29 protein-coding genes, 3 tRNA genes and 1 other annotated feature are annotated in these 25,572 nt (G+C 35.1%); of the genes, 8 read left to right on the top strand and 24 right to left on the bottom strand.

Annotated features, from left to right (window positions below):
- Positions 1-5 precede the first annotated feature (5 nt).
- The 10 genes from ACWZFG_RS07540 to ACWZFG_RS07495 all read right to left on the bottom strand — a co-directional run bounded on the left by ACWZFG_RS07540 (position 6) and on the right by ACWZFG_RS07495 (position 4,251).
- Positions 6-671: an ERF family protein gene (locus tag ACWZFG_RS07540; protein WP_455577317.1), complete on the bottom strand. Its 666-nt coding sequence runs from the start codon at positions 669-671 to the stop codon at positions 6-8.
- 6 nt (positions 672-677) lie between these two features.
- The gene (locus tag ACWZFG_RS07535; RefSeq protein ID WP_455577316.1) at positions 678-1,277 is read right to left on the bottom strand and encodes an HD domain-containing protein; all 600 of its coding nucleotides are present in this window, start codon (positions 1,275-1,277) and stop codon (positions 678-680) included.
- Entirely contained in the window at positions 1,258-2,073 is an 816-nt protein-coding gene (locus ACWZFG_RS07530; protein WP_455577315.1) for a PD-(D/E)XK nuclease-like domain-containing protein, read from the bottom strand. Before ACWZFG_RS07530 ends, ACWZFG_RS07535 begins: the two co-directional genes overlap by 20 nt.
- A gap of 203 nt (positions 2,074-2,276) precedes the next feature.
- Positions 2,277-2,420, bottom strand: coding sequence for a hypothetical protein (locus ACWZFG_RS07525; RefSeq protein WP_455577314.1), 144 nt, complete (start codon positions 2,418-2,420; stop codon positions 2,277-2,279).
- 28 nt (positions 2,421-2,448) lie between these two features.
- The gene (locus tag ACWZFG_RS07520) at positions 2,449-3,087 is read right to left on the bottom strand and encodes an HNH endonuclease signature motif containing protein (protein WP_455577313.1); all 639 of its coding nucleotides are present in this window, start codon (positions 3,085-3,087) and stop codon (positions 2,449-2,451) included.
- Positions 3,088-3,091: 4 nt separating this feature from the next.
- Positions 3,092-3,325, bottom strand: coding sequence for a hypothetical protein (locus tag ACWZFG_RS07515; protein WP_455577312.1), 234 nt, complete (start codon positions 3,323-3,325; stop codon positions 3,092-3,094).
- Entirely contained in the window at positions 3,322-3,537 is a 216-nt protein-coding gene (locus tag ACWZFG_RS07510; protein WP_455577311.1) for a hypothetical protein, read from the bottom strand. Before ACWZFG_RS07510 ends, ACWZFG_RS07515 begins: the two co-directional genes overlap by 4 nt.
- A gap of 102 nt (positions 3,538-3,639) precedes the next feature.
- Positions 3,640-3,783, bottom strand: coding sequence for a hypothetical protein (locus tag ACWZFG_RS07505; RefSeq protein WP_455577310.1), 144 nt, complete (start codon positions 3,781-3,783; stop codon positions 3,640-3,642).
- A gap of 10 nt (positions 3,784-3,793) precedes the next feature.
- On the bottom strand, positions 3,794-3,949 hold the full coding sequence (locus ACWZFG_RS07500) for a hypothetical protein (protein ID WP_455577309.1): 156 nt from the start codon (positions 3,947-3,949) through the stop codon (positions 3,794-3,796).
- Entirely contained in the window at positions 3,946-4,251 is a 306-nt protein-coding gene (locus tag ACWZFG_RS07495) for a hypothetical protein (RefSeq protein ID WP_455577308.1), read from the bottom strand. The genes ACWZFG_RS07500 and ACWZFG_RS07495 overlap by 4 nt, the downstream gene beginning before the upstream one ends.
- A 156-nt stretch (positions 4,252-4,407) precedes the next feature.
- On the opposite strand from ACWZFG_RS07495, the gene ACWZFG_RS07490 reads away from it, so the two are divergent.
- Positions 4,408-4,959 carry a hypothetical protein gene (locus tag ACWZFG_RS07490; protein WP_455577307.1) on the top strand — a complete coding sequence of 184 codons (552 nt, stop codon included), beginning with the start codon at positions 4,408-4,410 and terminating at the stop codon, positions 4,957-4,959.
- Positions 4,960-4,963: 4 nt separating this feature from the next.
- On the opposite strand, the gene ACWZFG_RS07485 is transcribed toward ACWZFG_RS07490, so the two are convergent.
- Positions 4,964-5,128: a hypothetical protein gene (locus ACWZFG_RS07485; protein ID WP_455577306.1), complete on the bottom strand. Its 165-nt coding sequence runs from the start codon at positions 5,126-5,128 to the stop codon at positions 4,964-4,966.
- Positions 5,129-5,175: 47 nt separating this feature from the next.
- Complete coding sequence (locus ACWZFG_RS07480; protein ID WP_455577305.1) at positions 5,176-5,379, bottom strand: hypothetical protein; 204 nt, start codon at positions 5,377-5,379, stop codon at positions 5,176-5,178.
- A gap of 182 nt (positions 5,380-5,561) precedes the next feature.
- Here ACWZFG_RS07480 and ACWZFG_RS07475 point away from each other — a divergent pair, with 182 nt between their 5' ends.
- From ACWZFG_RS07475 to ACWZFG_RS07465, 3 genes are all read left to right on the top strand, one after another.
- Positions 5,562-5,978 (top strand): helix-turn-helix domain-containing protein, encoded by a 417-nt coding sequence (locus tag ACWZFG_RS07475; protein ID WP_455577304.1) that lies wholly within the window; start codon positions 5,562-5,564, stop codon positions 5,976-5,978.
- 21 nt (positions 5,979-5,999) lie between these two features.
- Positions 6,000-6,413 carry an ImmA/IrrE family metallo-endopeptidase gene (locus ACWZFG_RS07470; RefSeq protein WP_455577356.1) on the top strand — a complete coding sequence of 138 codons (414 nt, stop codon included), beginning with the start codon at positions 6,000-6,002 and terminating at the stop codon, positions 6,411-6,413.
- Positions 6,414-6,873: 460 nt separating this feature from the next.
- Positions 6,874-8,088, top strand: a complete 1,215-nt coding sequence (locus tag ACWZFG_RS07465; protein ID WP_455577303.1) for a tyrosine-type recombinase/integrase — start codon at positions 6,874-6,876, stop codon at positions 8,086-8,088.
- A gap of 117 nt (positions 8,089-8,205) precedes the next feature.
- Here ACWZFG_RS07465 and ACWZFG_RS07460 read toward each other — a convergent pair.
- The 11 genes from ACWZFG_RS07460 to ACWZFG_RS07410 form a co-directional block, all read right to left on the bottom strand.
- Positions 8,206-8,282, bottom strand: a tRNA-Arg gene (locus ACWZFG_RS07460).
- 6 nt (positions 8,283-8,288) lie between these two features.
- A tRNA-Pro gene (locus tag ACWZFG_RS07455) sits at positions 8,289-8,365 on the bottom strand.
- Between the two features lie 160 nt (positions 8,366-8,525).
- On the bottom strand, positions 8,526-8,993 hold the full coding sequence (gene ahbB / locus ACWZFG_RS07450) for a siroheme decarboxylase subunit beta (protein ID WP_177504886.1): 468 nt from the start codon (positions 8,991-8,993) through the stop codon (positions 8,526-8,528).
- An 11-nt stretch (positions 8,994-9,004) separates the two neighbouring features.
- The gene (gene ahbA, locus ACWZFG_RS07445) at positions 9,005-9,457 is read right to left on the bottom strand and encodes a siroheme decarboxylase subunit alpha (protein ID WP_147669790.1); all 453 of its coding nucleotides are present in this window, start codon (positions 9,455-9,457) and stop codon (positions 9,005-9,007) included.
- A gap of 90 nt (positions 9,458-9,547) precedes the next feature.
- Complete coding sequence (gene yihA, locus ACWZFG_RS07440) at positions 9,548-10,171, bottom strand: ribosome biogenesis GTP-binding protein YihA/YsxC (protein WP_177504885.1); 624 nt, start codon at positions 10,169-10,171, stop codon at positions 9,548-9,550.
- Positions 10,171-12,480 carry an endopeptidase La gene (gene lon, locus ACWZFG_RS07435; RefSeq protein WP_177504884.1) on the bottom strand — a complete coding sequence of 770 codons (2,310 nt, stop codon included), beginning with the start codon at positions 12,478-12,480 and terminating at the stop codon, positions 10,171-10,173. The genes yihA and lon overlap by 1 nt, the downstream gene beginning before the upstream one ends.
- Positions 12,481-12,697: 217 nt before the next feature.
- Positions 12,698-14,419, bottom strand: coding sequence for an ATP-dependent protease LonB (gene lonB, locus ACWZFG_RS07430; protein WP_455577302.1), 1,722 nt, complete (start codon positions 14,417-14,419; stop codon positions 12,698-12,700).
- 113 nt (positions 14,420-14,532) lie between these two features.
- Positions 14,533-15,789 carry an ATP-dependent Clp protease ATP-binding subunit ClpX gene (gene clpX / locus ACWZFG_RS07425; RefSeq protein ID WP_177504882.1) on the bottom strand — a complete coding sequence of 419 codons (1,257 nt, stop codon included), beginning with the start codon at positions 15,787-15,789 and terminating at the stop codon, positions 14,533-14,535.
- A 12-nt stretch (positions 15,790-15,801) separates the two neighbouring features.
- Positions 15,802-16,407, bottom strand: a complete 606-nt coding sequence (gene clpP / locus ACWZFG_RS07420; RefSeq protein ID WP_147669785.1) for an ATP-dependent Clp endopeptidase proteolytic subunit ClpP — start codon at positions 16,405-16,407, stop codon at positions 15,802-15,804.
- A gap of 34 nt (positions 16,408-16,441) precedes the next feature.
- Positions 16,442-17,728, bottom strand: coding sequence for a trigger factor (gene tig / locus ACWZFG_RS07415; RefSeq protein WP_177504881.1), 1,287 nt, complete (start codon positions 17,726-17,728; stop codon positions 16,442-16,444).
- 186 nt (positions 17,729-17,914) lie between these two features.
- Positions 17,915-17,989, bottom strand: a tRNA-Gly gene (locus ACWZFG_RS07410).
- A gap of 167 nt (positions 17,990-18,156) precedes the next feature.
- Between ACWZFG_RS07410 and ACWZFG_RS07405 the strand changes: the two genes are divergently transcribed.
- Positions 18,157-19,389, top strand: coding sequence for a radical SAM protein (locus tag ACWZFG_RS07405; RefSeq protein ID WP_177504880.1), 1,233 nt, complete (start codon positions 18,157-18,159; stop codon positions 19,387-19,389).
- A 180-nt stretch (positions 19,390-19,569) separates the two neighbouring features.
- Complete coding sequence (locus ACWZFG_RS07400) at positions 19,570-20,898, top strand: hemolysin family protein (RefSeq protein ID WP_177504879.1); 1,329 nt, start codon at positions 19,570-19,572, stop codon at positions 20,896-20,898.
- 150 nt (positions 20,899-21,048) lie between these two features.
- Here ACWZFG_RS07400 and ACWZFG_RS07395 read toward each other — a convergent pair whose 3' ends face one another.
- Positions 21,049-22,719 (bottom strand): 2-isopropylmalate synthase, encoded by a 1,671-nt coding sequence (locus tag ACWZFG_RS07395; RefSeq protein ID WP_177504878.1) that lies wholly within the window; start codon positions 22,717-22,719, stop codon positions 21,049-21,051.
- A 53-nt stretch (positions 22,720-22,772) separates the two neighbouring features.
- Positions 22,773-23,032, bottom strand: a binding site (T-box leader).
- Between the two features lie 201 nt (positions 23,033-23,233).
- On the opposite strand from ACWZFG_RS07395, the gene ACWZFG_RS07390 reads away from it, so the two are divergent.
- Positions 23,234-24,151 carry a substrate-binding domain-containing protein gene (locus ACWZFG_RS07390; protein ID WP_418627384.1) on the top strand — a complete coding sequence of 306 codons (918 nt, stop codon included), beginning with the start codon at positions 23,234-23,236 and terminating at the stop codon, positions 24,149-24,151.
- Positions 24,151-25,572, top strand: a complete 1,422-nt coding sequence (locus ACWZFG_RS07385; RefSeq protein ID WP_177504877.1) for an ATP-binding protein — start codon at positions 24,151-24,153, stop codon at positions 25,570-25,572. The genes ACWZFG_RS07390 and ACWZFG_RS07385 overlap by 1 nt, the downstream gene beginning before the upstream one ends.

Raw genomic sequence — 25,572 nt, 5'->3', positions numbered from 1 at the left:
CCTCCTTAAAATGGTATTGAATCGTCAATACTCATTCCTCTCTCATTTTTTAAGTAAGACATTTGTTCTTTAAGTAATGCGGTATATGTAGTGTCGTTCATTTGCTGAATGTTTTTATTCGCTGCCCAACTTTGGATATATCCATCTAATTGCATAACATCCCAACCAACGAATTTCCAAAGTCGTTCTAATTCGGCTTTAGGTTGATTCTTACAATCAACTACGAATAAATTACTGCCTACTGGACTACACCAGTTTGGATTTGTATTGGCAGATTGTTGTTGTACTGGTTCTTTTCCCTGCACTGCATCCAATACATCAGCTTCAACGATTTCAAACGCTACCATATATAAATATCTGCGCTGATATGTTTCAACTGCTCCAAGGTTTTGTATTTCGTGAACTCCTTTGAGTTGCGCCGATGCCATTGGCGAGGTAAACTCAATACGTGCATCTGGTTTTTCACAATCAATTAAAGTTAGCTTGGCAAATTCTTTATCGAAGGTAATTACCGAAGTCACCTTGTTATCAACCATTAATTGATTCACTTGCGGTAAAAAATCAGATAAGTTGTAATAATCGTATTTTGAATACGTGTTTTTACCGCTCTTTTTAAGATTCTGTGCTTGCAGCGCCACGCGCATGGTCTGTAATTTTTCAAAAATGTTCATATTTACTCACACCTTACTAATGTAATTTGTCGCTAAATCAGCCATATGTAATAATGCCAACAATGGGCACTTTCCCATTGCACTCGATAATGCCAGTCCACCTGCCCACGATTTAGCTGTATCATCGAAACCACCCATATGCCAACGAATTGCGTAAATTTCATCACTAGTCAGTGTGATGTATTGTTGCAAAATAATAACGGATTTTTCGCCATGTCCTAGTGGAACTTGATCTTCAATGAAATAACACGATTGTTTTTCCCATTGCCCAGTTTCTTCATTTTTGATATTTTTCGTACCAGATTTATAAAAATTGATTTTACACACGTCATGCAGTAATGCAGCAACAATCATCGAATCTTTAGAAATGTAAGGGATTTCACTTTCATATAACCTGTGTAACATTTTTAAGTTTCGATAAACGTTTAAACTGTGTTCCACCAAGCCACCTTCATAGTTCCCATGATAATTTGAGCTTGCCGGAGCTTTGAAAAAATCTGTTCTTTCAAGAAAATCATATAAATTTTCTAATTCATATTTACGAGTTGGACTGTTTACGCTAAACAATAACTGGTGAAAATTTTCTTTACTTTGCTGATTGTCCATACATCCATCCTCCCAAATCGGTATAAAATATTGGCTTACTAACTTTCTTAGTCTGGCGACAATACTCACATTTCTCACATCTATGAGGTTCTTTTTTACCTGTCTTAACTGCGATAATGTGTGGCATATTTTCCTCAATCCTTGTAAGTTCTAATTGAATGCGTCTTTCATCTGCCAAGGATATGATTGCGTGGTCTGGTGTATCTTCTTTGCTTACTGCTACCACATAAGGCGTTAACCAGTGTTCGCTATCATTTTTACGACGTTCTAATTCCGCATAAACGGCTACTTGCGTCATATAGTTATACATTTCAATAAAAGATACTTTCTGACCCAATTTTTCTGACCATTGCAATTCAGTAATACTTCTGGTTGTTTTTAAATCTACAAAACGCCCATAATCATAGTTAAGTACATCAATTTTCCCTTTCCATAGCACACCTGCGAATTCTTCGATAAGCAATACTTCTTTCTCACCTTGTAAAAAATCCATACAAAGTGAATCTGCTTCTAAAGTTGCAATCATATTATCTGCTTTAACAAAATCTGCACGTGGCTTACCATTTTTCTGATAAATATGTGTTGCATTTTGTTCCTTGTATGTATCAAGCGTTCCCTCATTCCATGCATGAACGTAATTACCAGCAATTAATGCAGTACTGTCTCCCCGGGTATATTCTCCACGTAATTCTGCCATCGTTACAGCTTCACAATCTAAAAAACTTTTATATTGTGATACTGACATATACTCTAAATTAGCCTGAGGCGAATAATAATTTTCATTGGTTAATTCCATACCTAACAACACTCCTTATACAATTTGATTTAATACCAATCTGATTTCCTGGATTAATTGAATTAATTGCGGGGTTGAAATATCCTTACTTTCAGCACGCTCAATACATATGTCATATAACTGCTTGTACGCTTCTTGCTTAAAATTAATTGATTCTAAGTCAGTACCGGAATATTCCCGTAAAATTACTATTTCATCACCATCTACACCAATAAATCCGCGTTTTTAAGTAAATATTTATATTTTATAACTTGGCGTGAAGTCCATTTTAATTTTTCCATTGCTTCCGGATTAGAGATTTTCGGAAACTCACAAAATAAATTGTATAATCGTTCGCAATTTTTCATTTGCAAAACTCCTCTCAATGTGTTACACTCAACTCGTAAATTTTTTATTTAATCGTTTAGACCGTGCTGGTTGCCGCCAGTGCGGTCTTTTTTTTTTACATTCATTTATTTTGACGTGTAATTTAGCTAACGCTATTCCGGTCTTTGTTATATCAGCATTACTGTTAATCAACCCTTTTTGGTTCATTGTTAAAAGTTCTTTTCGGCTTATTAGCGTTAAGTTATTCAAATCAAAGTTGCGTTTATTACCATCAGTGAAAATTATCGCTGTCCCTTTAGGTTTTTTTCCGTTAGCTTGCTCCCAAATTAACACATGCTTAAATTCCCATTTGTTTGGGTCAGCTATTTTTACTTTTATGTACCAATCTTTCGTCATGCTTTCTGAGCCAATAGGTTGATAATTTTGTGGACATCTACCTTTCTTGAAAGTCGTTCTATTCACCATGCCCGGGAATTTCTTACCTTTATTCACTGGAATATGTCCTTTTTCAAATCTTCCTGTTAAATTGCTTTTTACACCATGATTTTTCTTATACGATTTAATTTGATTTACTGTAAATGCCGAATTAAATTTTTCATTAATTAGATTAGTTAAATCTTGGTTACCTAATTCTGTAACATTTTTTTGAAGAAACTTATGTTGCTCTACCGTCAATAATTTAGCCACATACTCAGCCCTCTAACATTTTTGGTCTATCAGACTTATCTGCTGATAAATTATCATCATATGCGCACTTCGCTTTTAATACTAAAGCTCCATTTGAGATAATTTGCTCTGCAATCCCGGTAATAGCTTGACTTCTTTTGATTTCCTCTGCCAATTGATCACCTTTTAATTCTTCATCACCTAAGCGTTCAATTTGTGCAAATAAATGATTATTTAAATCACCTAACGTATTTTTCACCGTCTCACTTCCTTTGCTATACATAATCTGTAACCCATAGCTTTTAAAACCTTAGCCACTTTCCCAAGAACATTATCAATACTACCAACACCGTAACCTCTTATCGTATGTATGTTTACTCCAGATTTATCAGACAGCTCCTTGTAAGAAGTTTTCTTGACTTGACGTTGCTCAGAGATAATTCTTGATAACGTTGTTTTTTGAAGTTTCAACTCCTCACCCCCTCTCACTAAATAAATAACACTATCGCTGCAATTACTACTGAACAAATTACTGCATAAAATACGTCCTCGCCACGTGGCGTTAACACTTTTCTAAACATTTGATTCCTCCTTCCCAAAAACTTCTTCATAGCATTCCGCAATAAATAATACCGTGTATTCTTCCGCTGCTTTACAACCGTAAACGGTACGAAAATCAGCGTTACACATTTCCATAACTGTGAGAAATGTACCCATTGTTTTCACCTCAATTTAAATATTCCGATTCATCTTCAAGCTCAATTCCTGCAACTATGCCATCATTGACGATTACCGCAATTTTTAATTCTTGATAAGCTCTTGAAATAGCTAATAAACTTACTTTTGTTAAATTCGGAACATCAACAGTAATCATTGTTTTCACCTCGCTTTCTCAATAAGTCCCAGACGAACTTTATCTGGTAATCTCCCCTTATGCTTTTTACTTTTTGGCATAGGAATGTTTGAAATATTAATAGGTACTGGCATACTTGTTGCAATTTCATTGGCATTTTGTTGTGAATATAGTTTTAAAAATTCTAAACCAGCTTCAATATGTACTTTTGCATGACATTTACCGAGTTTCATATGTGGCAATTGTCCTTGCTTTACTAATGAACGTATTAACCTCTCTGGTAAATTCACACGTTTAGAAAAATCAGCAATTGATTCAAATATTTCTGACATAATAATTTATCCTTTCGACTCATTCCGTTGCTACCGGTACATTAGCTATCAATTACAATTAATGCACTTTAACCAACCGACTGCCAAGTGTTCGTTACAGTACAAGGAATTTATTACCTCCTGTCGAATATTGGTAACTGAGAGGAGGTGATTACTGTGAATAATCAAGATTCCTTAAAACAATTGATTAATATTCAAAAACAATTAAACCAAATATGTACTCCTGCTCATATACAAGCCTTAGAAGTAGCTCAAAAGCAAAACATGCTTATCGAAAGTATTTTTGGTAGCTATCAGCAATATGAAATAATTGCTCACCAATTCCAAAATGCTTACAAAAGCTATAAACACTTTGATACTCCAGCTTTACAATCCGCTATTAAAATTTCTAATATTGCTCAAGCATGGGCTTGCTGGAATAAGGCGGTTAAACATATTGATTGGGAATCTGCCTCTAAAGAAAATCTTAAAAAAGATAATATTGAAGAAGCTTTTAAAAAACTAACTGTTAATGTCACAGCCGAGAGCTCTAGCAAAGAATTATCAAAAATCAATTTAAGTAACATCAGTTCATGCTGCAATATTGCAACATTTATTTCTAAATTGTTACAGTATGCAAGTAGCCCTGACAGTAAAGAAGATTTGAAAAATATTTTTAATTTTTTAAAGAATTTGATAGAAAAAGCTAATGATTTCTTCAATAATTAATGTTTTATCTATTTTGCCGTTCTTCAAGTTGTCGCTTGAGTTCGGCAATTTCTTTTTCATTGTTTTTATCAATCATTGCACCAGAACAAAAAACAACTACTAAAATACCTATAACCCCAATATTAGCTATTAGCGAAGCTATGCTAATACATAAAATAGTAATTTCCATCCTCTCTCACCTCACTTTCTTAAATCCACTTGCGTAAACGTAAGTTGTTAAGCAAAAAAAATTTCTTTTACTTTTTCCATATCTAAACTCAACTTACTTTTTATCATTTGGATTTCATTTAATGTGAAATCGCTAGTACCATTCATTTTTCGATAAAGAGTTGCTGGATTAATACTTAAGAACTTAGCAATATCGCATATTGTTAATCCAACTTCAATTACACTAGCTTTAAATTTATTTTTATTAAACAATAATACCACCACCTCAAATTTTAAACCTTTTCTCTTACGTTTACGCAAGTAAATCGTATCACATACAAAAAAGGCTGTCAATACGTTTACGTAAGTTTTTTATTTATTTTTAGGTAATGCTATTGCAAATACGCAAGTTTAGATGTAAAATACATACATAAATTATTTTATGAGGTGCTTTTATGGATAAATCTTATTTAAAAGAAAGACGTTTAGAGTTAGGGTTAACTATGCTAGACGTTTCAAAAAAAGTTGGCGTAAGTGAAGCAACTATTTCACGCTGGGAATCAGGCGATATAGATAATATGAAAAGAGATAAAATTGCGCTTTTAGCAAATGCATTAAACATATCACCTCTTAAGCTATTAGGAGTTGATTTAGAAACATCTTCAGAAGAAACTCTTACTGATAAAATAAAAAAACTCCCTACCGACAAACAGAAGGAAGTTGAAAAAGTTGTAGATGCTATTTCATCAAATGAGACTATAGCTGCACATCGTAGTGATAATCTAATGGATGAACTTCCAGAAGAAGCCCGCAAATCAATTGAGGATTTTAAGAAGTTTATATTTGAAAAACACGGCATTAAATATAATTGAGGTGGCTCTATAGTGGAAAAAATGCTGCAATTAGCTTATAACGAAGGAATTATCGTTGAAGAATTTTATTTGAAACCACCATTAATGGGAATATATATTTGCCAAGAAGGACGTCCACCACTTATCGGACTTAGCACCGCAATAGAATCCATCGCAGAAAAACGTTCTATTATGGCCGAAGAATTAGGACATCATTTTACAAGCGTAGGTAATTGTCTCCCCCATCAGTTTTACCATTATTCAGCCCGCCTCTCTATTTCTAAAGCCGAATATAAAGCACTCAGATGGGCAGCCAACTATCTTATATCCGACAATAATTTATTAGATGCATTTCACGATTGTATAGATACACCAAGAGAACTAGCAGAATATTTTATGGTCACACCAGAAATTATAAATCTACGACTTAAACTATTTGAAAAACCAGTTTATTAAAAAAACCGTCCTCTAAGGACGGCAATAAAACAAAATAATATGCGGTTGATAGTATAATTTATTTGTGTTATGATAAACATATAAAAGGTGCTACCGATAAACGGTTAGCTCCCCAATTGTTTAGTTAAAAAAGATTAACCGCACGAGTTGGTAGCTGGGCGGTTAATCTTTTTTTATGGCAAAAACCAGGATGATGAAAAGTAACAACGTTAAATTTACATCATTCATGGCATCACCCCCATTCCTCCGCAAAACACGGGATACGAATGAGAACTAACCGCCTACGTTCAGTAGCACCTTTTGAGAGTATAACACACATTTTATTATTAAGGCAATAAAAAATACCGCTTAGCACTGCAATGTTAAGCGGTATTCCAATCAACCATGAGGTCAATCGGCTGTCAACCAATTAAATTATAACACGATTGACCTCCAAAATTCAATTTTAGGAGGTAAAAAAATGGCAAAAAGAGCTAATGGCGAGGGAACGATATATTTCGATGAGAAAAAACAATCGTATAGAGCTATGCTTGTTACACCAGCTGGTAAACGAATGACTAAATCATCAAAAGATGAATCTATCGTAAAAGATTGGTTAAACGAACAACGTTTATTAATAGGACGCAACCAACACGTAGAGCCATCCGCATTAACTTTATATCAATGGCTAGTAACATTTGTAGAGACATATGCTAAACCAAAGGTAAGACAAAGAACTTATGAACGCTATGAATCACTTATTTCTCATACAGAAATGTTATGGCATATTCCTATTCAAAAAGTAATGCCTACCCATTTACAAACGCTTTATAATTCAATGCAGGAAGAAGGATTTTCTGGTGAAACAACTAAGAAAGTACACCAACTTCTCAATTCCGCTTTTCATCGTGCACAAATCAATAAGTACCTTCAAAGTAATCCGGCAGAATTAGTTGATACCCCTAAAGTAATTCGTAAAGAAATAGAGATATTTACACCTAAAGAAGTAGAATTAATTTTAGATCAAGCGAAATCATCAAAGCATTATCCATTTCTAGTATTAGCTTTTACATCCGGAATGAGACTCGGAGAGTTACTTGGATTACGCTGGCAAGATATCGACATGAAAAATAATCAGATTAGTGTTAATCAGAATTTACAAGTTAGTAATAAAGCAGGTATTATTTTTGAACCACCAAAGACAAAAAATAGTAAACGCAAAATAACAGTACCCATTCAAACAATTTCGGCATTAAAAGAGCATAAGAAATTATGGTCAAAAAGTAAATTAAAAAATCCGGATGCCCCCTACCCTGATTTAGTTTTTGTAACTTCAAAACATACGCCTTTATTGCCACAAAATTTTTTAAGACGTTTTTGGAAGCGTGTACAAATAGATGTAGAATTCAATCTGAATAAATTTGAAGCTAAGCCAATGAGTATTAAACAAAAACTTGATGATATATTAAATGATTGTCGTAAACAAAAAGGCTGGCAACAATTTACTCGAAGAAACTTCCACGTAATTAGACACACCTACGCAACTACATTATTGGCCGCTGGTGTTCCCATTATTGATGTATCTCGTTCTTTAGGACATGCTAGAGTATCTACTACACTTGATATTTATGGACATGCAATTCCTGAAAACAAACAAATTATTGCTGATAAAATTGCAAATGCTTTTTTAAACTAGAAAAAGGCTGCCCTCAAATTTATGAGGACAGCCTTAATTTTTTAACATCGTTGCACACCGGTTGCACACTTTTATAAAATAAAAAACGCTTCCGAACCTCGGAAGCGGTATATTCACTGGTGCGCCTGGCACGATTCGAACGTGCGACACACGGCTTAGAAGGCCGTTGCTCTATCCAACTGAGCTACAGGCGCGATTGATGGTCGGAGCAGCAGGATTCGAACCTGCGACCCCCTGGTCCCAAGCCAGGTGCTCTACCAAACTGAGCCATGCCCCGTCAACCACAATATATATTATAGCGACTTGCAATGTTCTTGTCAATAACTTTTTTTATTTATTTCAATTAAATATTTAAATAAAGTTCATTGGCTAACATCCATAATATATAGCTTTGTTAGTATAGCAAATGAATTCCTATATGTCAAATAAAACTTATACTACTCACAAAAATAGCGCATACTTGTTTTTTTCCACTCTTTTACAGAATACAGCATCATATAATCTGATAAATTCGTTTGTTCCGCAATTCCATCGGCAATTTCAGCACACTCTTTTCGTGTATGGGCATGAATCATGGTATACATATTATATGGCCATTCTGGCACTGTATCTCTATCATAGCAGTGGGATACAGACGGATTCATCGCCATCAAAGCTCCAACTTCTTCAATCCGCTCTTGTGGAACAATCCATACACACAGAGAATTTGCAGCAAAACCTACTTCTCGATGTCTTAATACCGCACCAACTTTACGGATTCTTCCCGACCGTTTATATTCTTTTAACTTTGCTAGCAAAAGTTCTTCAGTAATTCCGATACGTTCTGCAATTTCTTTATACGGCTGAGCTACTAAAGGAAATTCTTCTTGTGATGCCCGAATAATTCTTTTATCTAGTTCATTCATTAAACTTTCACCTACTTCAACGTAAACTGAACGCTAACCTTATATTTACGATTAGCAGCCATACTTATAATCTTTTCAACTCCAGAAATTTGACGAATCTCATCTAAAATTTTCGTTTGCGTTACTTTATTAGGTGTCAATAAAGTAAACCATAAGTTAAACTCACCTTCACGCTCATAATTGTGTGTCACACCTGGATATGTATTAATGGCAAGAGCAACATCATCCATACTTTCTTTTGTTACTTTAGCCGCTACTAACGTTCCTGCATATCCCAGTTTTGCGGAGTCAAAAAATGGACCTATTCTCCGCACATATCCATCTGCTTGCAATTCTTGCAATCGATGAATCACAGTCATTTCATCCGTTCCTAAAATCTCCGCTAAATCAGCAAATGGATGTGAACTTAACGGCAAATTTGTTTGCAGTAAATTCAGTAAATCTTTATCAAACGATGTTAACAAATTTCCCCGCTCCTCTATTATCTTTCCATTTCATAGATATATTTATATAAATAAAAGACAGTAATTACTGTCTTTTATCATCAACCTATTCTATTCTACCAAAACGGTACTAATCACGTCAAGCAAATCTGAACGCCCTTCACTTTTTACAGAAGAGTAAGGTAATACATCAAGCTCTGGAACACCCAATACCTTTTTTATTTGTTTTACCTGCTTTTGTACAGCATTTTTACTTAACTTATCCGCCTTTGTTGCAATGATTAGTACAGGCAAATTATTTTCCACTAACCAGTTAAACATTTCAATATCACTTTTCATTGGATCATGGCGAATATCTATCAATTGGCAAACAAATTGTAGCCGCGGCGATTTTAATAAGTATTCTTCAATGAATTTCGCCCATACTTTTCGATTTGCCTGTCCTGTTTTTGCATACCCATAGCCAGGTAAATCAACAAGAAAAAAGGATCTCCGTTCTTCTATGGTAGGGATTTTCGCACTTAATTCATAAAAATTAATCGTTTGTGTTTTCCCTGGTGTGCCACTAACTCTAGCAAGTCCACCAACTCTGCTAAGCGAATTAATTAAGGATGACTTACCTACATTAGAGCGGCCAATAAAGACAACCTCTGGTAAATCGCCTTCTGGGTATTGATCAGCACGCACTGCTGATGCAATATACTTTCCTTGTGTAATAATTATTTCCTCTTTCATTATTCACTCACCAACGCACATTTTAAAACTTCGTCCATATTTTCTGCTAATACAAATTCTAATTGTTTACGCACATTTGCTGGGATTTCATCCATATCTCTTTTATTCTCTCTTGGAAGAATAATTGTCTTAATTCCCATACGATGTGCCGCCAATACCTTTTCTTTTAATCCGCCGATCGGTAAAACACGACCTCTTAACGTAATCTCACCAGTCATTGCAACATCGCTACGTACTTTTCGTCCAGTTAACGCAGAAATAACTGCTGTTGCCATTGTAATCCCAGCAGATGGTCCATCTTTTGGAATAGCACCCTCTGGCAAATGAATATGGATATCTTGCTTTTCATGAAAATCTGCTGGAATATTAAACTCTTCTGCTCTGCTTCTAATATAGGAAATACCTGCTTGCGCCGATTCTTTCATTACATCACCAAGCTGACCAGTTAAGATTAAATTTCCTTTGCCCTTCATAATCGTAACTTCCGTAGGCAATACGTCCCCGCCAACCTCAGTCCAGGCAAGTCCAGTGCTTACGCCAACTTGATGGTTTTCTTCTGCCTTACGATGTTGATATTTCGCTGCACCTAAAAATACATGAAGATTTTGCACAGTCACTTTGACAGACTTTTTATCTTCTTGCACAATCTGACGTGCAACTTTACGACAGACTTTTGCAATTGTCCGCTCTAAATTACGTACCCCAGCTTCTCGCGTATAATCACTAATGAGCTTTTTCAACGTTGCATCAGACAATTGTAATTGTTTTTCACTCAATCCATGTTCTTTTCTTTGTTTATCCACTAAATAACGCTTCGCAATTTGAATTTTTTCTTCTTCCGTATAACCTGCTAAGGTGATAATTTCCATACGATCACGAAGTGGTCTTGGAATATTATGAATGCCATTAGCCGTTACAATCCAAAGAACTTTAGATAAATCAAATGGTGCTTCTACATAATGGTCACTAAAGGTATTGTTTTGCTCTGGGTCAAGAACTTCTAGCAGTGCAGCAGATGGATCACCACGAAAATCTGCATTCATCTTATCAATTTCATCAAGCAAGAATACAGGATTTTTAGAGCCTGACGTTTTCATGCCTTGAATAATTCGTCCTGGCATTGCACCGACATAAGTACGACGATGTCCACGAATTTCTGCTTCATCACGTACACCACCTAAGGAAGCCCTAACAAATTTACGCTGCATTGCACGTGCAATGGAACGTGCCAAAGATGTTTTTCCTACCCCTGGAGGACCGACTAGACATAGAATTGGACCTTTCATATTATCCGCTAATTTGCGAATTGCTAAATATTCTAAAATGCGTTCTTTTACTTCTTCAAGTCCATAATGGTCTTGATTTAACACTTCTTCGGCGACATTAATATCTAGTCGATCTTCGGTAACTTCATTCCATGGCAAAGCTAATAGCCAATCAATATAAGTTCGAATGACGCCTGTTTCTGCTGAGCTAGAGGACATTTTCTCTAAACGAGCAATCTCTTTATTAACTCTTTCAATAATCTCTTCTGGATAATTTCCATCTTCGAGTTTTTTACGGTATTCAGCAATCTCCACCGCTTTATCATCTTTATCGCCAAGCTCTTTTTGAATTGCTTTTAATTGCTCGCGCAAATAATATTCTTTTTGCGTTTTTTCCATCTGTTTACGCACACGACCGCTAATTTTCTTCTCCAATTCAAGAATTTCCATCTCTCTGCTCAGAATTTCGCACAGTTTTTCTAATCTGTCTTTCACTTCAATTGCATTCAATAGTTCTTGCTTATCTTCAATTTTTAAAGTTAAATGGCTAGCAATCAAATCACTTAATCTGCCTAAATCTTCTACTACAACAACAGATACTAAAGTCTCAGGTGGAATTTTTTTGCTCAATTTTACCCATTGCTCAAATTGATGAATGACCGCTCTGCTTAATGCTTCAAGTTCTAAGTTGGGTTCACTGTCTTCATTGAATTCTTTTACTTCGACTTCATAATGAGAACTATCTGTAACGTATTCAGTAATTTCTGCACGGTAAAGTCCTTCTACTAGAACACGAATCGTACCGCCTGGTAATTTTAGCAGCTGTTTAACCTCTGCAACTGTTCCTATCTTAAAAATATCTTCCGGTGTTGGATTATCAGTAGAAGCATCTTTTTGTGCTGCTAACATAATAATACGATCTTGTACCATTGCCTCTTCTAGCGCAGCAATAGATTTTTCACGTCCAACGTCTAAATGGATAATCATATATGGAAAGACCATTATTCCACGCAGTGGTAATAACGGTAACTTACGAGTTGTCATAATAAAAAACCTCCTATTTATAACTACTTTAATTAGTTTCAGCGTTAAGTGTCACAAATATTCTTATATTCTTACTCGCCCATTGAAAATCCTCTATTAACACCTATTTTTAGAAAAAAAATAGCTAAAAGTGCTTATTTTGTATAATTAAACACTTTTAGCTAACTTTATCCGCCGATTAACTCTATCTTAAGAAAATTTTTATGGAAAAAACAAATTAATTCTGCGTTGTTACGCCGGAAGCAGCAAGTATATCTGGTTTATCCATATGAATTTCTTTTATAGTAATTTCATTTTTATCCAAAATTGCATATGGAATAGCTTCACTAATATGTTCAATTGGAATAACTTCGATATCCATCTTTCCATATAAAACTTGCCAATTTTCTTTTGGAATTAGAACTCTTTGCGCCCCGGCTTGTTTTGCTGCTGCAACTTTTGCATTAACTCCTCCCACTGGTTTTACAAAACCACGGATAGATATTTCTCCTGTCATTGCCACTTTATTATCAATTGGCTGATTATAAATTGCAGAATAGATTGAAATTGCAATGGTAAGCCCTGCAGATGGCCCATCTACAGGTGTTCCACCAGGAAAATTTACATGAACATCATAATCCGCAAAATCAATATGATATTGATTCGTAAGTACAGTCAAAACATTTTCTACTGATCCCTTTGCCATACTTTTACGACGCATTTTATGCCCCGTTGTCGTGATTTCCTCTTCGTCTACTACACCAGTAAGAGTTAATCGTCCTGTATGCGTTTTATTTGGCATCGCACAAACTTCTATCTCCATCATTGTCCCCAAATTTGTGCCATAGACCGCTAATCCATTTGCTACACCAATTTGCGGAATAACAGGAATCTTCTTGTCAGGTCTAGGGCTATACTGCCCAAAATTAATTACCCATTCTACATCTTCAGTTTTCACTAGGCTACCACGTTCATTCACTGCAATTCCCGCTGCAATCTGAGCAATATTTACTGCATCGCGTCCATTCATCGCATATTTTTTTATAATTTCTATCGCTTCTGACTCAACTTCAAAATGTATTTTACGAAAAGCATTTTGTGCTATAACAGAAATTTCTTCCGGCAATATTTGTCTAAAAAATACTTCGACACATCGTGATCTAATTGCGCTTGGTATTTCTTGTGCTTGCCTAGTTGTTGCCGCAATAAGACGAAAATCTGCTGGTAATCCATTCGTAAAAATATCATGAATATGACTTGGTATATTTTCATCTTCTCGGTTATAATAGGAACTTTCAAGAAAAACTTTACGATCTTCTAATACTTTAAGTAGCTTGTTCATTTGCAAAGGATGTAACTCTCCAATTTCATCTATAAATAAAATTCCACCATGCGCTTTAGTAACCGCCCCTGGCTTTGGCTGTGGAATACCGGCAACGCCTAATGCCCCAGCGCCTTGATAAATTGGATCATGCACCGTACCAATCAAAGGATCTGCAATTCCTCTTTCATCAAATCTTGCTGTAGTTGCATCGACTTCAATAAACTTTGCCTTTTTGCCGAACGGCGATACTGGACATTTTTTTGCCTCTTCCAAAATAAGTCTAGCTGCTGCTGTTTTACCAATTCCCGGCGGACCATAGATGATAACATGTTGTGGATTTGCACCGCATAAAGCTGCTCTTAAGGCTTTTATTCCTTCTTCTTGCCCAATAACTTCTTCAAAACTTTGCGGGCGTGTTTTCTCTGCAAGTGGTTCTGTTAGCGAAATTTCTCGCATGTTTGCTAACTTTTCCATTTCTTTTTTAGATTCCTTTTCAACAGCGACTTTATTGCCTTGTTGCGACTTCAACAGATTAAAAAAATAGAGTCCAATCACTATCGCAAAAAAGAATTGTATAACAGTAATAACATTAATTGCATAATCCACTTTTCTAAATTCCCCCTCATACTTATCCACTCATAAAGCAAAACTTGATTCATCTGAATTTTTAACTACATTTCTAGTATGAGCAAAGGGAATATTTTTATCCCCGAAAATAAATAAAGGGAGAGCATTTGCTCTCCCTTTATTTATGCAGATTCTTCTTTTGATTTCGCATCGTTTAGCGTTAAAACAGGCTCTGCTTTTTCTGAAATAACCTCTTTGGTTACCGTGCATTTTGCAACATCATCGCGTGAAGGAACTTCAAACATGACATTGCACATAGCAGCTTCAATAATAGAACGCAAACCTCTTGCACCTGTATTGCGCTTTAATGCTTCTTTAGCAATTAGTTTTAAAGCTTCATCTTCAAACTCTAACTTCACATTATCCATTTCTAAGAAACGCTGATATTGTTTTACCAATGCGTTTTTCGGTTTTAAAAGAATATTTACTAGTGCATCTTCGTCCAATGCATCCAAAGTAACCACTACCGGCAGTCTTCCAACAAACTCTGGAATTAAGCCAATTTTAAGCAAGTCTTCTGGAAGAACTTTTTTCAGCAATTCGCCAACTTTCTTCTTCTCCTTGCTTTTTACTTCCGCACCAAATCCCATTGTTTTTTTACCAATACGTGCTTCAATAACTTTTTCGATTCCATCGAAAGCACCACCACAAATAAATAAAATATTTGTCGTGTTGATTTGGATAAATTCTTGATGCGGATGCTTGCGTCCCCCTTGAGGTGGAACACTAGCAACTGTCCCTTCAAGAATCTTTAATAACGCCTGCTGTACGCCTTCACCAGATACATCGCGCGTAATTGATGGATTTTCAGATTTGCGAGCAATCTTATCAATCTCATCAATATAGATAATCCCTTTTTCTGCTCTTTCTACATCATAATCAGCAGCCTGAATTAATTTTAGTAAAATGTTTTCTACATCTTCACCTACATAACCCGCTTCTGTTAACGATGTAGCATCAGCAATTGCAAAAGGAACATTTAATATTTTTGCTAATGTTTGTGCTAGTAATGTTTTACCACTACCAGTAGGTCCAAGCATTACAATATTTGATTTTTGCAGTTCTACATCACCTGGTTTGTTGCCAAAATTAATTCTCTTGTAGTGATTATATACTGCAACTGCTAAAGCTTTTTTCGCATCATCTTGACCAATAACATATTGATCCAAAATATCACGTATTGCTTTTGGTTTGGGAACTTCTTTTAGCTCGACTTCAACATCTTCGCTAAATTCTTCCTCAATAATTTCGTTACAAAGTTCGATACATTCATCACAGATATATACCCCTGGACCTGCAACTAATTTCTTCACCTGTTCTTGAACTTTACCACAGAATGAACATTTTAGTTGACCTTTTTCATCCCCAAACTTTAACATACTATCACCTCACTATTTAGTGCTATCGGCTTTTTGATTAAGGCGAACAATCACTTCATCAATCAATCCATATTCCTTGGCTTGTTCACTAGACATAAAGTAATCACGTTCCGTATCCAATTGGATTCTTTCACGTGGTTGCCCAGTGTGTTTTACCAAGATATCATTACCAATCTCACGAAGGCGAAGAATTTCTTTTGCTTGAATCTGAATATCAGTCGATTGCCCTTGAGCTCCCCCCAAAGGTTGATGAATCATAATGCGAGCATAAGGAAGTGCAAATCGTTTTCCTTTAGCTCCAGCAGTTAATAGTAAAGACCCCATGCTAGCTGCCTGCCCCAAGCAGATCGTTGATACATCAGGTTTTATGTACTGCATTGTATCATAGATTGCTAGGCCTGCAGTTACAACACCGCCTGGACTATTAATGTATAAGTGAATATCTTTATCTGGATCTTCAGACTCCAAAAATAGCAATTGTGCAATAACTACATTCGCTACATTATCATCAATTGGACCTCCAATAAAAACGATACGGTCTTTTAATAAACGTGAATATATATCATAAGCACGCTCACCGCGATTAGATTGTTCCACTACCATAGGTACATAATTCATAAAATCACCTCGGTTATCAAATTAACCAAATGTCTTATTGTGCAATGCTGTCAATAATTAATTTTGCAGCTTTTTTGCGTAAAACTGTGCCAATAAGATCATTTACACGACCTTGTTCTTGAATAATTTTTTGGACTTGTTTAGGTGTAGCGCCATAAGCTTTTGCCATACCTTCTACTTCTGCTTGTAAGTCAACAGCTTCTACTTTGATTTCTTCTTTTTTCGCAATAGCTTCAAGCATCATATCAGTTTTTACATTGATTGTTGCTGCTTCACGATAATTGTTGCGAACTTGTTCCAAATCCATTTTAGTAAATGCTAAATATTGTTCTAAAGCCATACCACGATTTTGTAAATTGATATCTAGTTCTTCAATCATATGATCAATACGGTTTTCAATCATAAGTTCTGGTAGGTCAACTTTACAATTATCAGTTGCTTGCTTAATTGCTTCCGCACGCATTGAATTTTCAGCTTTTTCTGCTGCTGATTTCTCTAAGTTCGCTTTAATATCTGCTTTTAATTCATCTACTGTAGCAAAAGCACTTGCGCCTTTTACAAATTCATCATTAAGCTCAGGAAGCTCTTTGCGTTTAACATCATTTACTTTAACTTTAAATAACGCTGATTTACCAGCAAGATTTGGAGCATGATATTCAGCAGGGAATACAACATTTACATCTCTTTCATCGCCAGCTTTTGCACCAACAAGTTGTTCTTCAAATCCTGGAATAAAGCTACCAGAACCAATTTGAAGTGGATAGCCTTCACCTTTTCCACCTTCAAAAGCTTCACCATCAACAAAACCTTCAAAATCAATCACAGCAAAATCGCCATCTTTTAATTCAGCGCCTTCAGCTACAACCATTTTTGCATTATGTTCAAGCATAGCATCAATTTGTTTTTGTATATCTTCTTCTTTAACTTCTTCAACTGTTTTTTCAACTTTTAATCCTTTATATTCACCAAGCTCAATTTCTGGTCTTGCTACAACTGTCGCTTTAAATACTAAATCTTTATCAACCGCTAAAGTAACAACTTCAATTTCTGGACGACCAACTGGAGTAATATTTTCTTTAGTTAAAGCTTCATTATATACTTTTGGAGCAATAATATCAAAAGCTTCATCTAAAATAGCTTGTTCACCAACACGGTTTTCAATTACTTTACGTGGAGCTTTACCTTTACGGAAGCCTGGTACATTGATTCTAGTTGCAATTTTAGCGATTGCTTGATCCATTGCTTTTTTTACATCTTCTTGTGGTACTTCCATTTCTAAAACAACTTTATGATTGTCTATTCTTTCCGCAGTAAGTTTCATTTATACTGTGCCCTCCGTTTTTTTCATATAAATATTTGTTTATTTTTGGCTTAAGAGTGTATTGCAGTCACAGCATTCCGAATCAGCAGAACCCAATACGCCATACAACCCATCATACCATAATTATCCGCCAAACACAAGTAAATACAAAATAAGCCCAGCAAAATCTGCTGGGCATAATCTTCATGGAGCGGAAAACGAGATTCGAACTCGCGACCCTCGCCTTGGCAAGGCGATGCTCTACCACTGAGCTATTTCCGCAGTTCACTGTAATGACCTTATACATAATAAAATAAATCATAATCCTTGTCAAGAAAGTTTTCTAATCCATTCAAAATGAAGAAAGTTTGATACATAAAACTAAAAACAAATCATATAGATGAAGAAAGTGATCATTGATTCTTTTATTTTTCGAAGGAGGTTATCTTTTGTATTATTATTTGCATTCACATTGTCATTTAGTTAAGGGTGCATTACGTGGTGCTATTTACGATTTACATACAAATAAAGTGTATTCAATCAATAACCGCGCTGTTGAACTTCTATCAAAATGTAAAGAAACTCCTATTGAAACTACTCTAACTTTAGAAGCAGAAAGTTTAGAGAAAAATGAGCAAGAAAAACTTTTCTTTGATGAACTCACCAGAAAAAATCTTGGTGGATATTATTTTTTCCCCCGAATAGAAGAAAATAAAGAAGAAAATGGTTTTGTTCCTGCAAGGCTTGATTTCGCTTGGCTAGAACTTACAACCAAATGCAATAATCAATGTTTACATTGTTATACATCAAGCACTCCACAATCAACAAGTGATGAGATTCCTTTGCAACGCTGGTTAAGTTTAATTACAGAACTAAAAGAAAATGGTGCGACAGGATTGCAGCTCATTGGCGGTGAACCTCTATTATACTCTCATTGGAGGACAATCGTCTTGAAAGCCAAACAACAAAATTTTGATTTTATTGAGATTTTTACAAATGCTACATTAATTGATGATGATGATATTCGTTTCTTCTCTGAACACAACATTCATATTGCAACTACCCTTTATGCAGATAACGCCCAACTTCATGATGAAATCACACAATCCAGAGGAAGTTTCAATAAAACTGTCAATGCAATCAAAAAGTTACTCAATCACCGAATACCTGTGAGAATCGCATCTATCATTATGCGTAACAATGAAAACCAAGCGGAAGCAATTATGAAATTTTGCAACAGTCTAGGGATTGAGTCCTTACCACCTGACGTAATCCGTCCAGCGGGACGAGGGGCTAATGAAAATCTTTTACCGCTTCATTATAAAAAACCATCTATCCAACCTCCATTTTATGTAAATGAAACTGAATTTTACTTAGCGCAGCATTATAACCCTTGTTTAGTCGGCAAAATTGCAATCACAAGTCAAGGGAATGCCTTACCTTGTATCTTTTCCCGTGAATATATTGTCGGCAATATTAAAAACCAATCAATTCATGACATCGTGAACGCTGAACCTTTACAAAATTGCTGGACACTTAATAAAGATAAAATGCCAAAATGTAAAGACTGTGAATATCGTTACGCATGCCCTGATTGTAAAATTTTCTCACAATCCGATGCTTGTTCTTATGTAACAGAAAAATGTACTTACCAACCACAGCTTGGGACCTGGTCCAAGTAAAGCATGGATGAATTATCAGCTACTGCTCTTACGGTATATTAAGCTCAGCCTTCTATATTTAATATAATAAGTACTTTTTGCTTATTTTCAATCAAATTTGCCTATTTCAGAAAACTTTATTAATATGATATAATAGTTTATAATCTTTGAAAAATTTTCTAAAAGCATAGAAGGAGAGTGATGGATTCATTGGACACCCCGTCAGTGAGTCTTGGATTATTTATAATTTTATCTTTAATTATTGGCAACGGAATCTTTGCCATGACGGAAAAAGCTGTACTTTCGGTGCGGCGAACAAAATTAGAAAAACAAGCTGATAACGGCGATAAAAAAGCAACACGTATTTTAGATTTAATTGATGAACCGAATAAATTACTATTAGCATTGCAATTGGGTATTACTTTAATTGGTATCTTAATTGGTATTTTAACCACAGCAGAGCTTATGCCTGCATTTTTATACTATATCGAGAATATTCCATTCTTAAATGAATATTCTACCTTCATCTCATGGACAGCAGCAATTGTCAGCACTATGTTCTTTACTTTAATTTTTGGCGAATTATTTCCCAAAAAGATAGCAGAGAATAAGCCTGAAGCAGTTGTAAAATTTATGGTAAAACCGTTAGAAATTTTCCTTAATGTTTCTACTCCGTTTATTGCTATTCTATCATTTATCAGTAATTTCATCTTGACCTTTCTTGGTTTGAAAGAAAAAAAAGAGATTACTGTAACAGAGGATGAAGTACGAACTTTAATTGAGCAAGGTACAGAAGAAGGTACGTTTGAAAAAACCGAACAAGACATGGTTGATAAAGTCTTTCGTCTTGGCGATCAGAATGCTTATGCTTTAATGACACCACGAACACAAATGATATGGCTCGATCTAGAAGAATCCTTAGAAGAAAATTTAAAGATTATCAAAGAAAATGAAGATACTACCTTTCCTGTTGGCAGAGGCAGTCTTGACGATTTCGTCGGTGTTCTTCATACAAAAGATTTGCTTTTAGATATTCTAGATGGTAAAAAAATTAATTTAGAACAATGCATCCGTACCCCTATTTTTGTTCCTAAATCCATGCAATCTTTTAAAGTTCTCGAAACGTTAAAAGATGCAAGTATTCATGAAGCTATCGTTCTCGATGAGTTTGGTGGCGTAATTGGATTTATTACTATTCAGGACATTGTTTCTGAAATCGTTGGCGACATTTCTTTAGGTCAAGATGAAGAAGAAAACCAAATTATTGCACGCGAAGATGGGTCTTGGTTAGTTGATGGTTTATTATCCATAGATGACTTTAAAGAATACTTTGATTTAGATGAATTGCCAGATGAAGATGAAGATCATTACCAAACTATGGGTGGCTTTGTAACCTCTTATCTGGATTATATCCCATCTCCGGCCGAAAAATTTATATGGAACAATTTTATTTTTGAAGTTATTGATATGGATCGCGCAAGAGTAGATAAAATCCTCGTAACAAAAAAAGCCAAAGAAAATATTGCTTAAAACAATGAAGAACCTCGAAGACTATCTGTCTTCGAGGTTCTTCATTGTTTTACCCGCCCATTTAGTGAAACAAGCAACTCATAAAAAATCAATGGTTTTAGTTACCGCCGTTACGATTTCCATCTTCTATAATGTGGAGCCAAGGATCAGCTAAATCCCCGAATCAAGTTTTACTTTGTTAATCGCGCTCAATAATGCTTTTACCGAAGCAGTAATAATATCGTGATCAATACCTGCGCCCCATACAACTTTGCCCTTTTCACCCTTTAGGCTAATGTAAGCAACGGCTCTTGAAGTAGACCCTTGGTCCAATGCATGTTCTGTATAAGTTAAATCACTATAAGAAATATGCAAGTTTTCTTTTATTGCATTACTTACCGCATCTAATCGCCCATTTCCGTGCCCTGAAATTTCTTGTTCTTTTCCATTCACAGATATCCTAGCCATAACCGCAAATCCATCTGTTTTAACAAAATGATAATCAAGAATATTTATTGGATTTTCTATGTTTACATACTCTTTATTAAAAATTTCGCAGATTTCTTCTGGCATTAATTCCTTATGTAGATGATCTGATACACTTTTTACTGCATAACCAAAATGTTCGCGCATCTTCGCTGGCAATACAAAGCCGTATTTCTGCTCGAGTAGATATCCAATTCCACCTTTACCAGATTGACTATTAATCCGAATAACATCCCCATCATATTGTCTGCCAATATCTTTCGGATCAATTGGTAAGTATGGGACTGACCAATATCTCCGTTCTTCCTCTTCACGCCATTTCATACCTTTAGCAATTGCATCCTGATGCGATCCAGAAAAGGCTGCAAATACCAATTGTCCTGAATACGGCTGACGTGCATACACTTTCATTCTGGTCATACGTTCATATAATTCAACAATTGCTGGCATATCCGAAAAATCAAGATTTGGATCAATCCCGTGAGAAAACATATTTAATGCAATCGTTACAATATCCGCATTTCCCGTTCTCTCACCATTACCAAACAAAGTACCCTCAATACGATCTGCTCCAGCAAGAAGCCCCATTTCAGAATCAGCAACCGCGCAACCGCGATCATTATGTGGATGAAGAGATACAATTACATTTTCTCTATATTTTAAATTCTGTGACATATACGCAATTTGACTAGCATAAACATGCGGCATTGACATAGATACCGTCACTGGTAAATTGATAATCACCTTATTATTTGGTGTTGGTTGCCACACATCCAGCACTTTATTACAAATTTCTAACGCAAAATCAATCTCTGTTCCAGTAAAACTTTCAGGGGAATATTCAAATTTAAAGTTTCCTTCATACTCATTTGCATATTTTTTAAGTAAATTTGCCCCAAATAATGCAATATCAATAACTTCTTTCTTCGACTTTCTAAAAACCTGCTCACGTTGTGCAACTGAAGTAGAGTTATATAAATGCACAACAGCCTGCTTAGCACCTCGCAATGCTTCAAAAGTCTTTTTTATAATATGCTCCCTTGATTGTGTCAACACCTGTATTGTAACATCATCAGGAATTAAATTCTCTTCAATTAATTTGCGTGTAAACGCATATTCTGTTTCTGATGCAGCTGGAAAACCAATTTCAATTTCCTTAAAGCCTACTCTCACTAAGAATTTAAAGAATTCAACTTTTTCATCTAAACTCATCGGAATAATCAACGCTTGATTTCCATCTCGTAAATCTACACTACACCATATTGGTGCTTTATCCACATATTCTCTCTTTGCCCAGCTTAAATCTACAACAGGAGGCATAAAATACCCTCTAGTATATTTTTTACATTTGTCCATTTATTTATTCTCCCTTCCAATACTGTATAATAAAAAAGTCTTTCATCTCTATACTAAGAGACGAAAGACTTAAATCTTACGTGTTACCACTCTAATTCACTTGCTTTTGCAAATGCACTCTGTAGATACGGATTATAAAAATAATCTTATATCCCCCTGTCTGATAACGGTCAGGCTCCGTCAATACCTACTCTTATACATTTCAGCATGCTGCCTTCAAGGCGAGTTCATATTTCCATCGCTGTTGTTTTTCACCAACCAACAACTCTCTGAAAGCTTCTGAAATACTACTATTCCTTTGCACTGCATTTCTATATTTACAACTTTACAAGTATGATATCACATTGACTCTTTCTTCGCAAGCCTCAAAAAGAATATTTCATAAAATAAAGGGTTTAACTATAAATATAGCGAAATGATACAGTTATGACAAAAATATTTTGCAAATAAACATATAAAGGAAAATTTATATGTTTTATCTTTTGTTATTTATTTTTTGGGGAGGTTTTATTATTTGCACAAGTTTTCAATTTTACTTTTTTTACTTCTTACTTTTAATTTATTTGGCTGCATGCCAAGCAATACACCATATATTGATTTTGATAAAACGCAATCTACCCCTCCAACAAATACGTATAATGATGAATCTAGCCGTCCGTTAAGAATCGCTGTTGCAACCGTTATTTCACCCCATGCTACAATAGAATATTACCGAAATGTTGCAAATCACATATCCAAACAATTAAATCGTCCCACAGTTCTAATTCAAAGAAAAACTTATGAAGAAGTAAATATGATTATGTCTAATGGAGATGCTGATATTGCCTTCATGTCCACGGGAGCTTATTCTGCATATCGAGGACTCACCGATATTGAGATCATCGCAATGGTGAATCACAGGCAAACTTCATCTTACCATGCCCAAATCATTGTTCATAAAGATAGTGATATTTTCACTGAAGCCGATTTACAAGGAAAAAGCTTTGCATTCACTGATCCTTTGAGCTTCTCTGGTCATATTGCAATCGTTGATCTTTTAAATAAAAGAAATATTCGGCCGGAACAATATTTTAGCCGTTATCTTTATACCTACAGCCACGATAAATCAATTTGGGCTGTCGCTAATAAAGTTGTTGATGCAGCAAGTATTGACAGCATGATTTTTGATTACAGCCAGAAAATCCAGCCTGAACTCGCAAAAAACATTCGTATTATTAGTATAATCGGACCTTATCCAACTGGGCCTGTAGTTGTTCGATCTAAATTAAATAAGGAACAAAAAGATGCAATCCAACATATCTTTTTAACAATGCACAAACATGAAGACATGCGAAATTCTTTAGATAATTTACTTATTGATAATTTCATTCTTCCAAACGTTGAGCTATACAAACCGTTGCAAAAAATTTATGATCAAATTGGTGGCATATAATGAATTGGTTAAGAGAACAAAAATTATCAACAAAAATAAATACTCTCATTCTTGGAACACTCCTTACACTTAGCACAATTATGGTGATTTTAATGCATGGAATTACTAGCGATATTATGGAGCGCCAAGTCGAACTGCGGGGTTATGAAATTGCAAATTATATTGCAGCTTCTGGGACAAATGATATTTTACAAGAAAATGCTTATGCTATCTTTGATCTAATAAAAAAGGTTAAAGATAATAATGAGGATGTCCGATATATTTTAGTTGTCGACTATTCGGGTAAAATTATCGGTAGTACATTTGAACAAGGTTTACCTAAAGGGTTGCCTGCTCATATTTCAACTGATAATATTATAAAAAGGCAAGTTACCAAATATAATAGTTCAGAAGGAACGATTTATGAAGTTATCGTTCCATTAGAAAACGGTAACGTCGGCTCGATTCGTGTTGGAATGTCTAATAAGATCATGTATAATTTATTAGCCGTAACCTTAACAGAATTTTCTTTAACAATTTTTGCTCTAGCCTTCACCGCCGTTATCCTAACGGGCTGGTTAACTTCTATTATCATAAAACCTATTATTGATTTAGCTAAAGCAGCCGAAGAAATTAAAAATAATAACTATGCTGTTCAAACAGATTATGATACAAATGACGAAGTTGGTAATTTAGCAAAAACATTTAATGAAATGGCATTAAGTCTTGATCAAAAAGAAAAAGAAAATAATAAATTGTTAGAAGCTTTACGCTTAAAAGAAATGAACCGTACCGTACTCCTTAACAAAATATTTACTGCGCAAGAAGACGAAAGAAAAAGAATCTCTCGTGAGCTGCATGATGGCGCTGGACAATCTATTACATCAATCCTCGCTTACTTGCGAATTTTGTTAGCAAAAACATCCGATGCCTCCCAGCAATCCTTAATTTTAGCAGCACGTGACGTTATTGTTAACGTATTAAACGAATTAAAGCAGCTTGCTGTAGATTTACGTCCACCAGCAATTGACGATTTAGGCCTTATTTCTGCAATGGAAAAATATATTCATGGACTCACCGTTGCACACAATAACATTTACTTTAACGTAAGTTTACCGAAAGATGATTTTGAATTTCCTGATAAGATTACTTCCGCATTATATCGTATTCTACAAGAATCAACGAATAATATCATCCGACACGCTAAAGCAACAAATATTGATATTATTTTAAGTAAAAATCAAAATAACGTTCAACTTATCGTCCGTGATAACGGACGTGGTTTTAGTAAGGCAACATTAGAAAAAGCACAAAAAAATAATCACTTAGGTGTTTATGGTATGAAAGAGCGCATTGAATTACTAGAGGGTGAATTTAATCTTAAATCTAAAATTGGCATTGGAACAACGATAACAATTAGAATCCCATTAAAATTGGAGTAG

Source organism: Anaerosinus sp., from assembly GCF_965318445.1.
Note: the sequence above shows the minus strand (reverse complement) of the source record. Positions and strands in the feature narration are given on the sequence as shown.

What these genes read in the sequence shown, in the direction of transcription:
- ACWZFG_RS07540 (WP_455577317.1), bottom strand. Translation starts at nt 671, where the DNA reads ATGAACATTTTTGAAAAATTACAGACCATGCGCGTGGCGCTGCAAGCA.
- ACWZFG_RS07535 (WP_455577316.1), bottom strand. Translation starts at nt 1,277, where the DNA reads ATGGACAATCAGCAAAGTAAAGAAAATTTTCACCAGTTATTGTTTAGC.
- ACWZFG_RS07530 (WP_455577315.1), bottom strand. Translation starts at nt 2,073, where the DNA reads ATGGAATTAACCAATGAAAATTATTATTCGCCTCAGGCTAATTTAGAG.
- ACWZFG_RS07525 (WP_455577314.1), bottom strand. Translation starts at nt 2,420, where the DNA reads ATGAAAAATTGCGAACGATTATACAATTTATTTTGTGAGTTTCCGAAA.
- ACWZFG_RS07505 (WP_455577310.1), bottom strand. Translation starts at nt 3,783, where the DNA reads ATGGGTACATTTCTCACAGTTATGGAAATGTGTAACGCTGATTTTCGT.
- ACWZFG_RS07495 (WP_455577308.1), bottom strand. Translation starts at nt 4,251, where the DNA reads ATGTCAGAAATATTTGAATCAATTGCTGATTTTTCTAAACGTGTGAAT.
- ACWZFG_RS07485 (WP_455577306.1), bottom strand. Translation starts at nt 5,128, where the DNA reads ATGGAAATTACTATTTTATGTATTAGCATAGCTTCGCTAATAGCTAAT.
- ACWZFG_RS07475 (WP_455577304.1), top strand. Translation starts at nt 5,562, where the DNA reads ATGGATAAATCTTATTTAAAAGAAAGACGTTTAGAGTTAGGGTTAACT.
- ACWZFG_RS07470 (WP_455577356.1), top strand. Translation starts at nt 6,000, where the DNA reads ATGCTGCAATTAGCTTATAACGAAGGAATTATCGTTGAAGAATTTTAT.
- ACWZFG_RS07465 (WP_455577303.1), top strand. Translation starts at nt 6,874, where the DNA reads ATGGCAAAAAGAGCTAATGGCGAGGGAACGATATATTTCGATGAGAAA.
- ahbB (WP_177504886.1), bottom strand. Translation starts at nt 8,993, where the DNA reads ATGAATGAACTAGATAAAAGAATTATTCGGGCATCACAAGAAGAATTT.
- yihA (WP_177504885.1), bottom strand. Translation starts at nt 10,171, where the DNA reads ATGAAAGAGGAAATAATTATTACACAAGGAAAGTATATTGCATCAGCA.
- lon (WP_177504884.1), bottom strand. Translation starts at nt 12,480, where the DNA reads ATGACAACTCGTAAGTTACCGTTATTACCACTGCGTGGAATAATGGTC.
- clpX (WP_177504882.1), bottom strand. Translation starts at nt 15,789, where the DNA reads ATGTTAAAGTTTGGGGATGAAAAAGGTCAACTAAAATGTTCATTCTGT.
- clpP (WP_147669785.1), bottom strand. Translation starts at nt 16,407, where the DNA reads ATGAATTATGTACCTATGGTAGTGGAACAATCTAATCGCGGTGAGCGT.
- tig (WP_177504881.1), bottom strand. Translation starts at nt 17,728, where the DNA reads ATGAAACTTACTGCGGAAAGAATAGACAATCATAAAGTTGTTTTAGAA.
- ACWZFG_RS07400 (WP_177504879.1), top strand. Translation starts at nt 19,570, where the DNA reads ATGGATTCATTGGACACCCCGTCAGTGAGTCTTGGATTATTTATAATT.
- ACWZFG_RS07395 (WP_177504878.1), bottom strand. Translation starts at nt 22,719, where the DNA reads ATGGACAAATGTAAAAAATATACTAGAGGGTATTTTATGCCTCCTGTT.
- ACWZFG_RS07385 (WP_177504877.1), top strand. Translation starts at nt 24,151, where the DNA reads ATGAATTGGTTAAGAGAACAAAAATTATCAACAAAAATAAATACTCTC.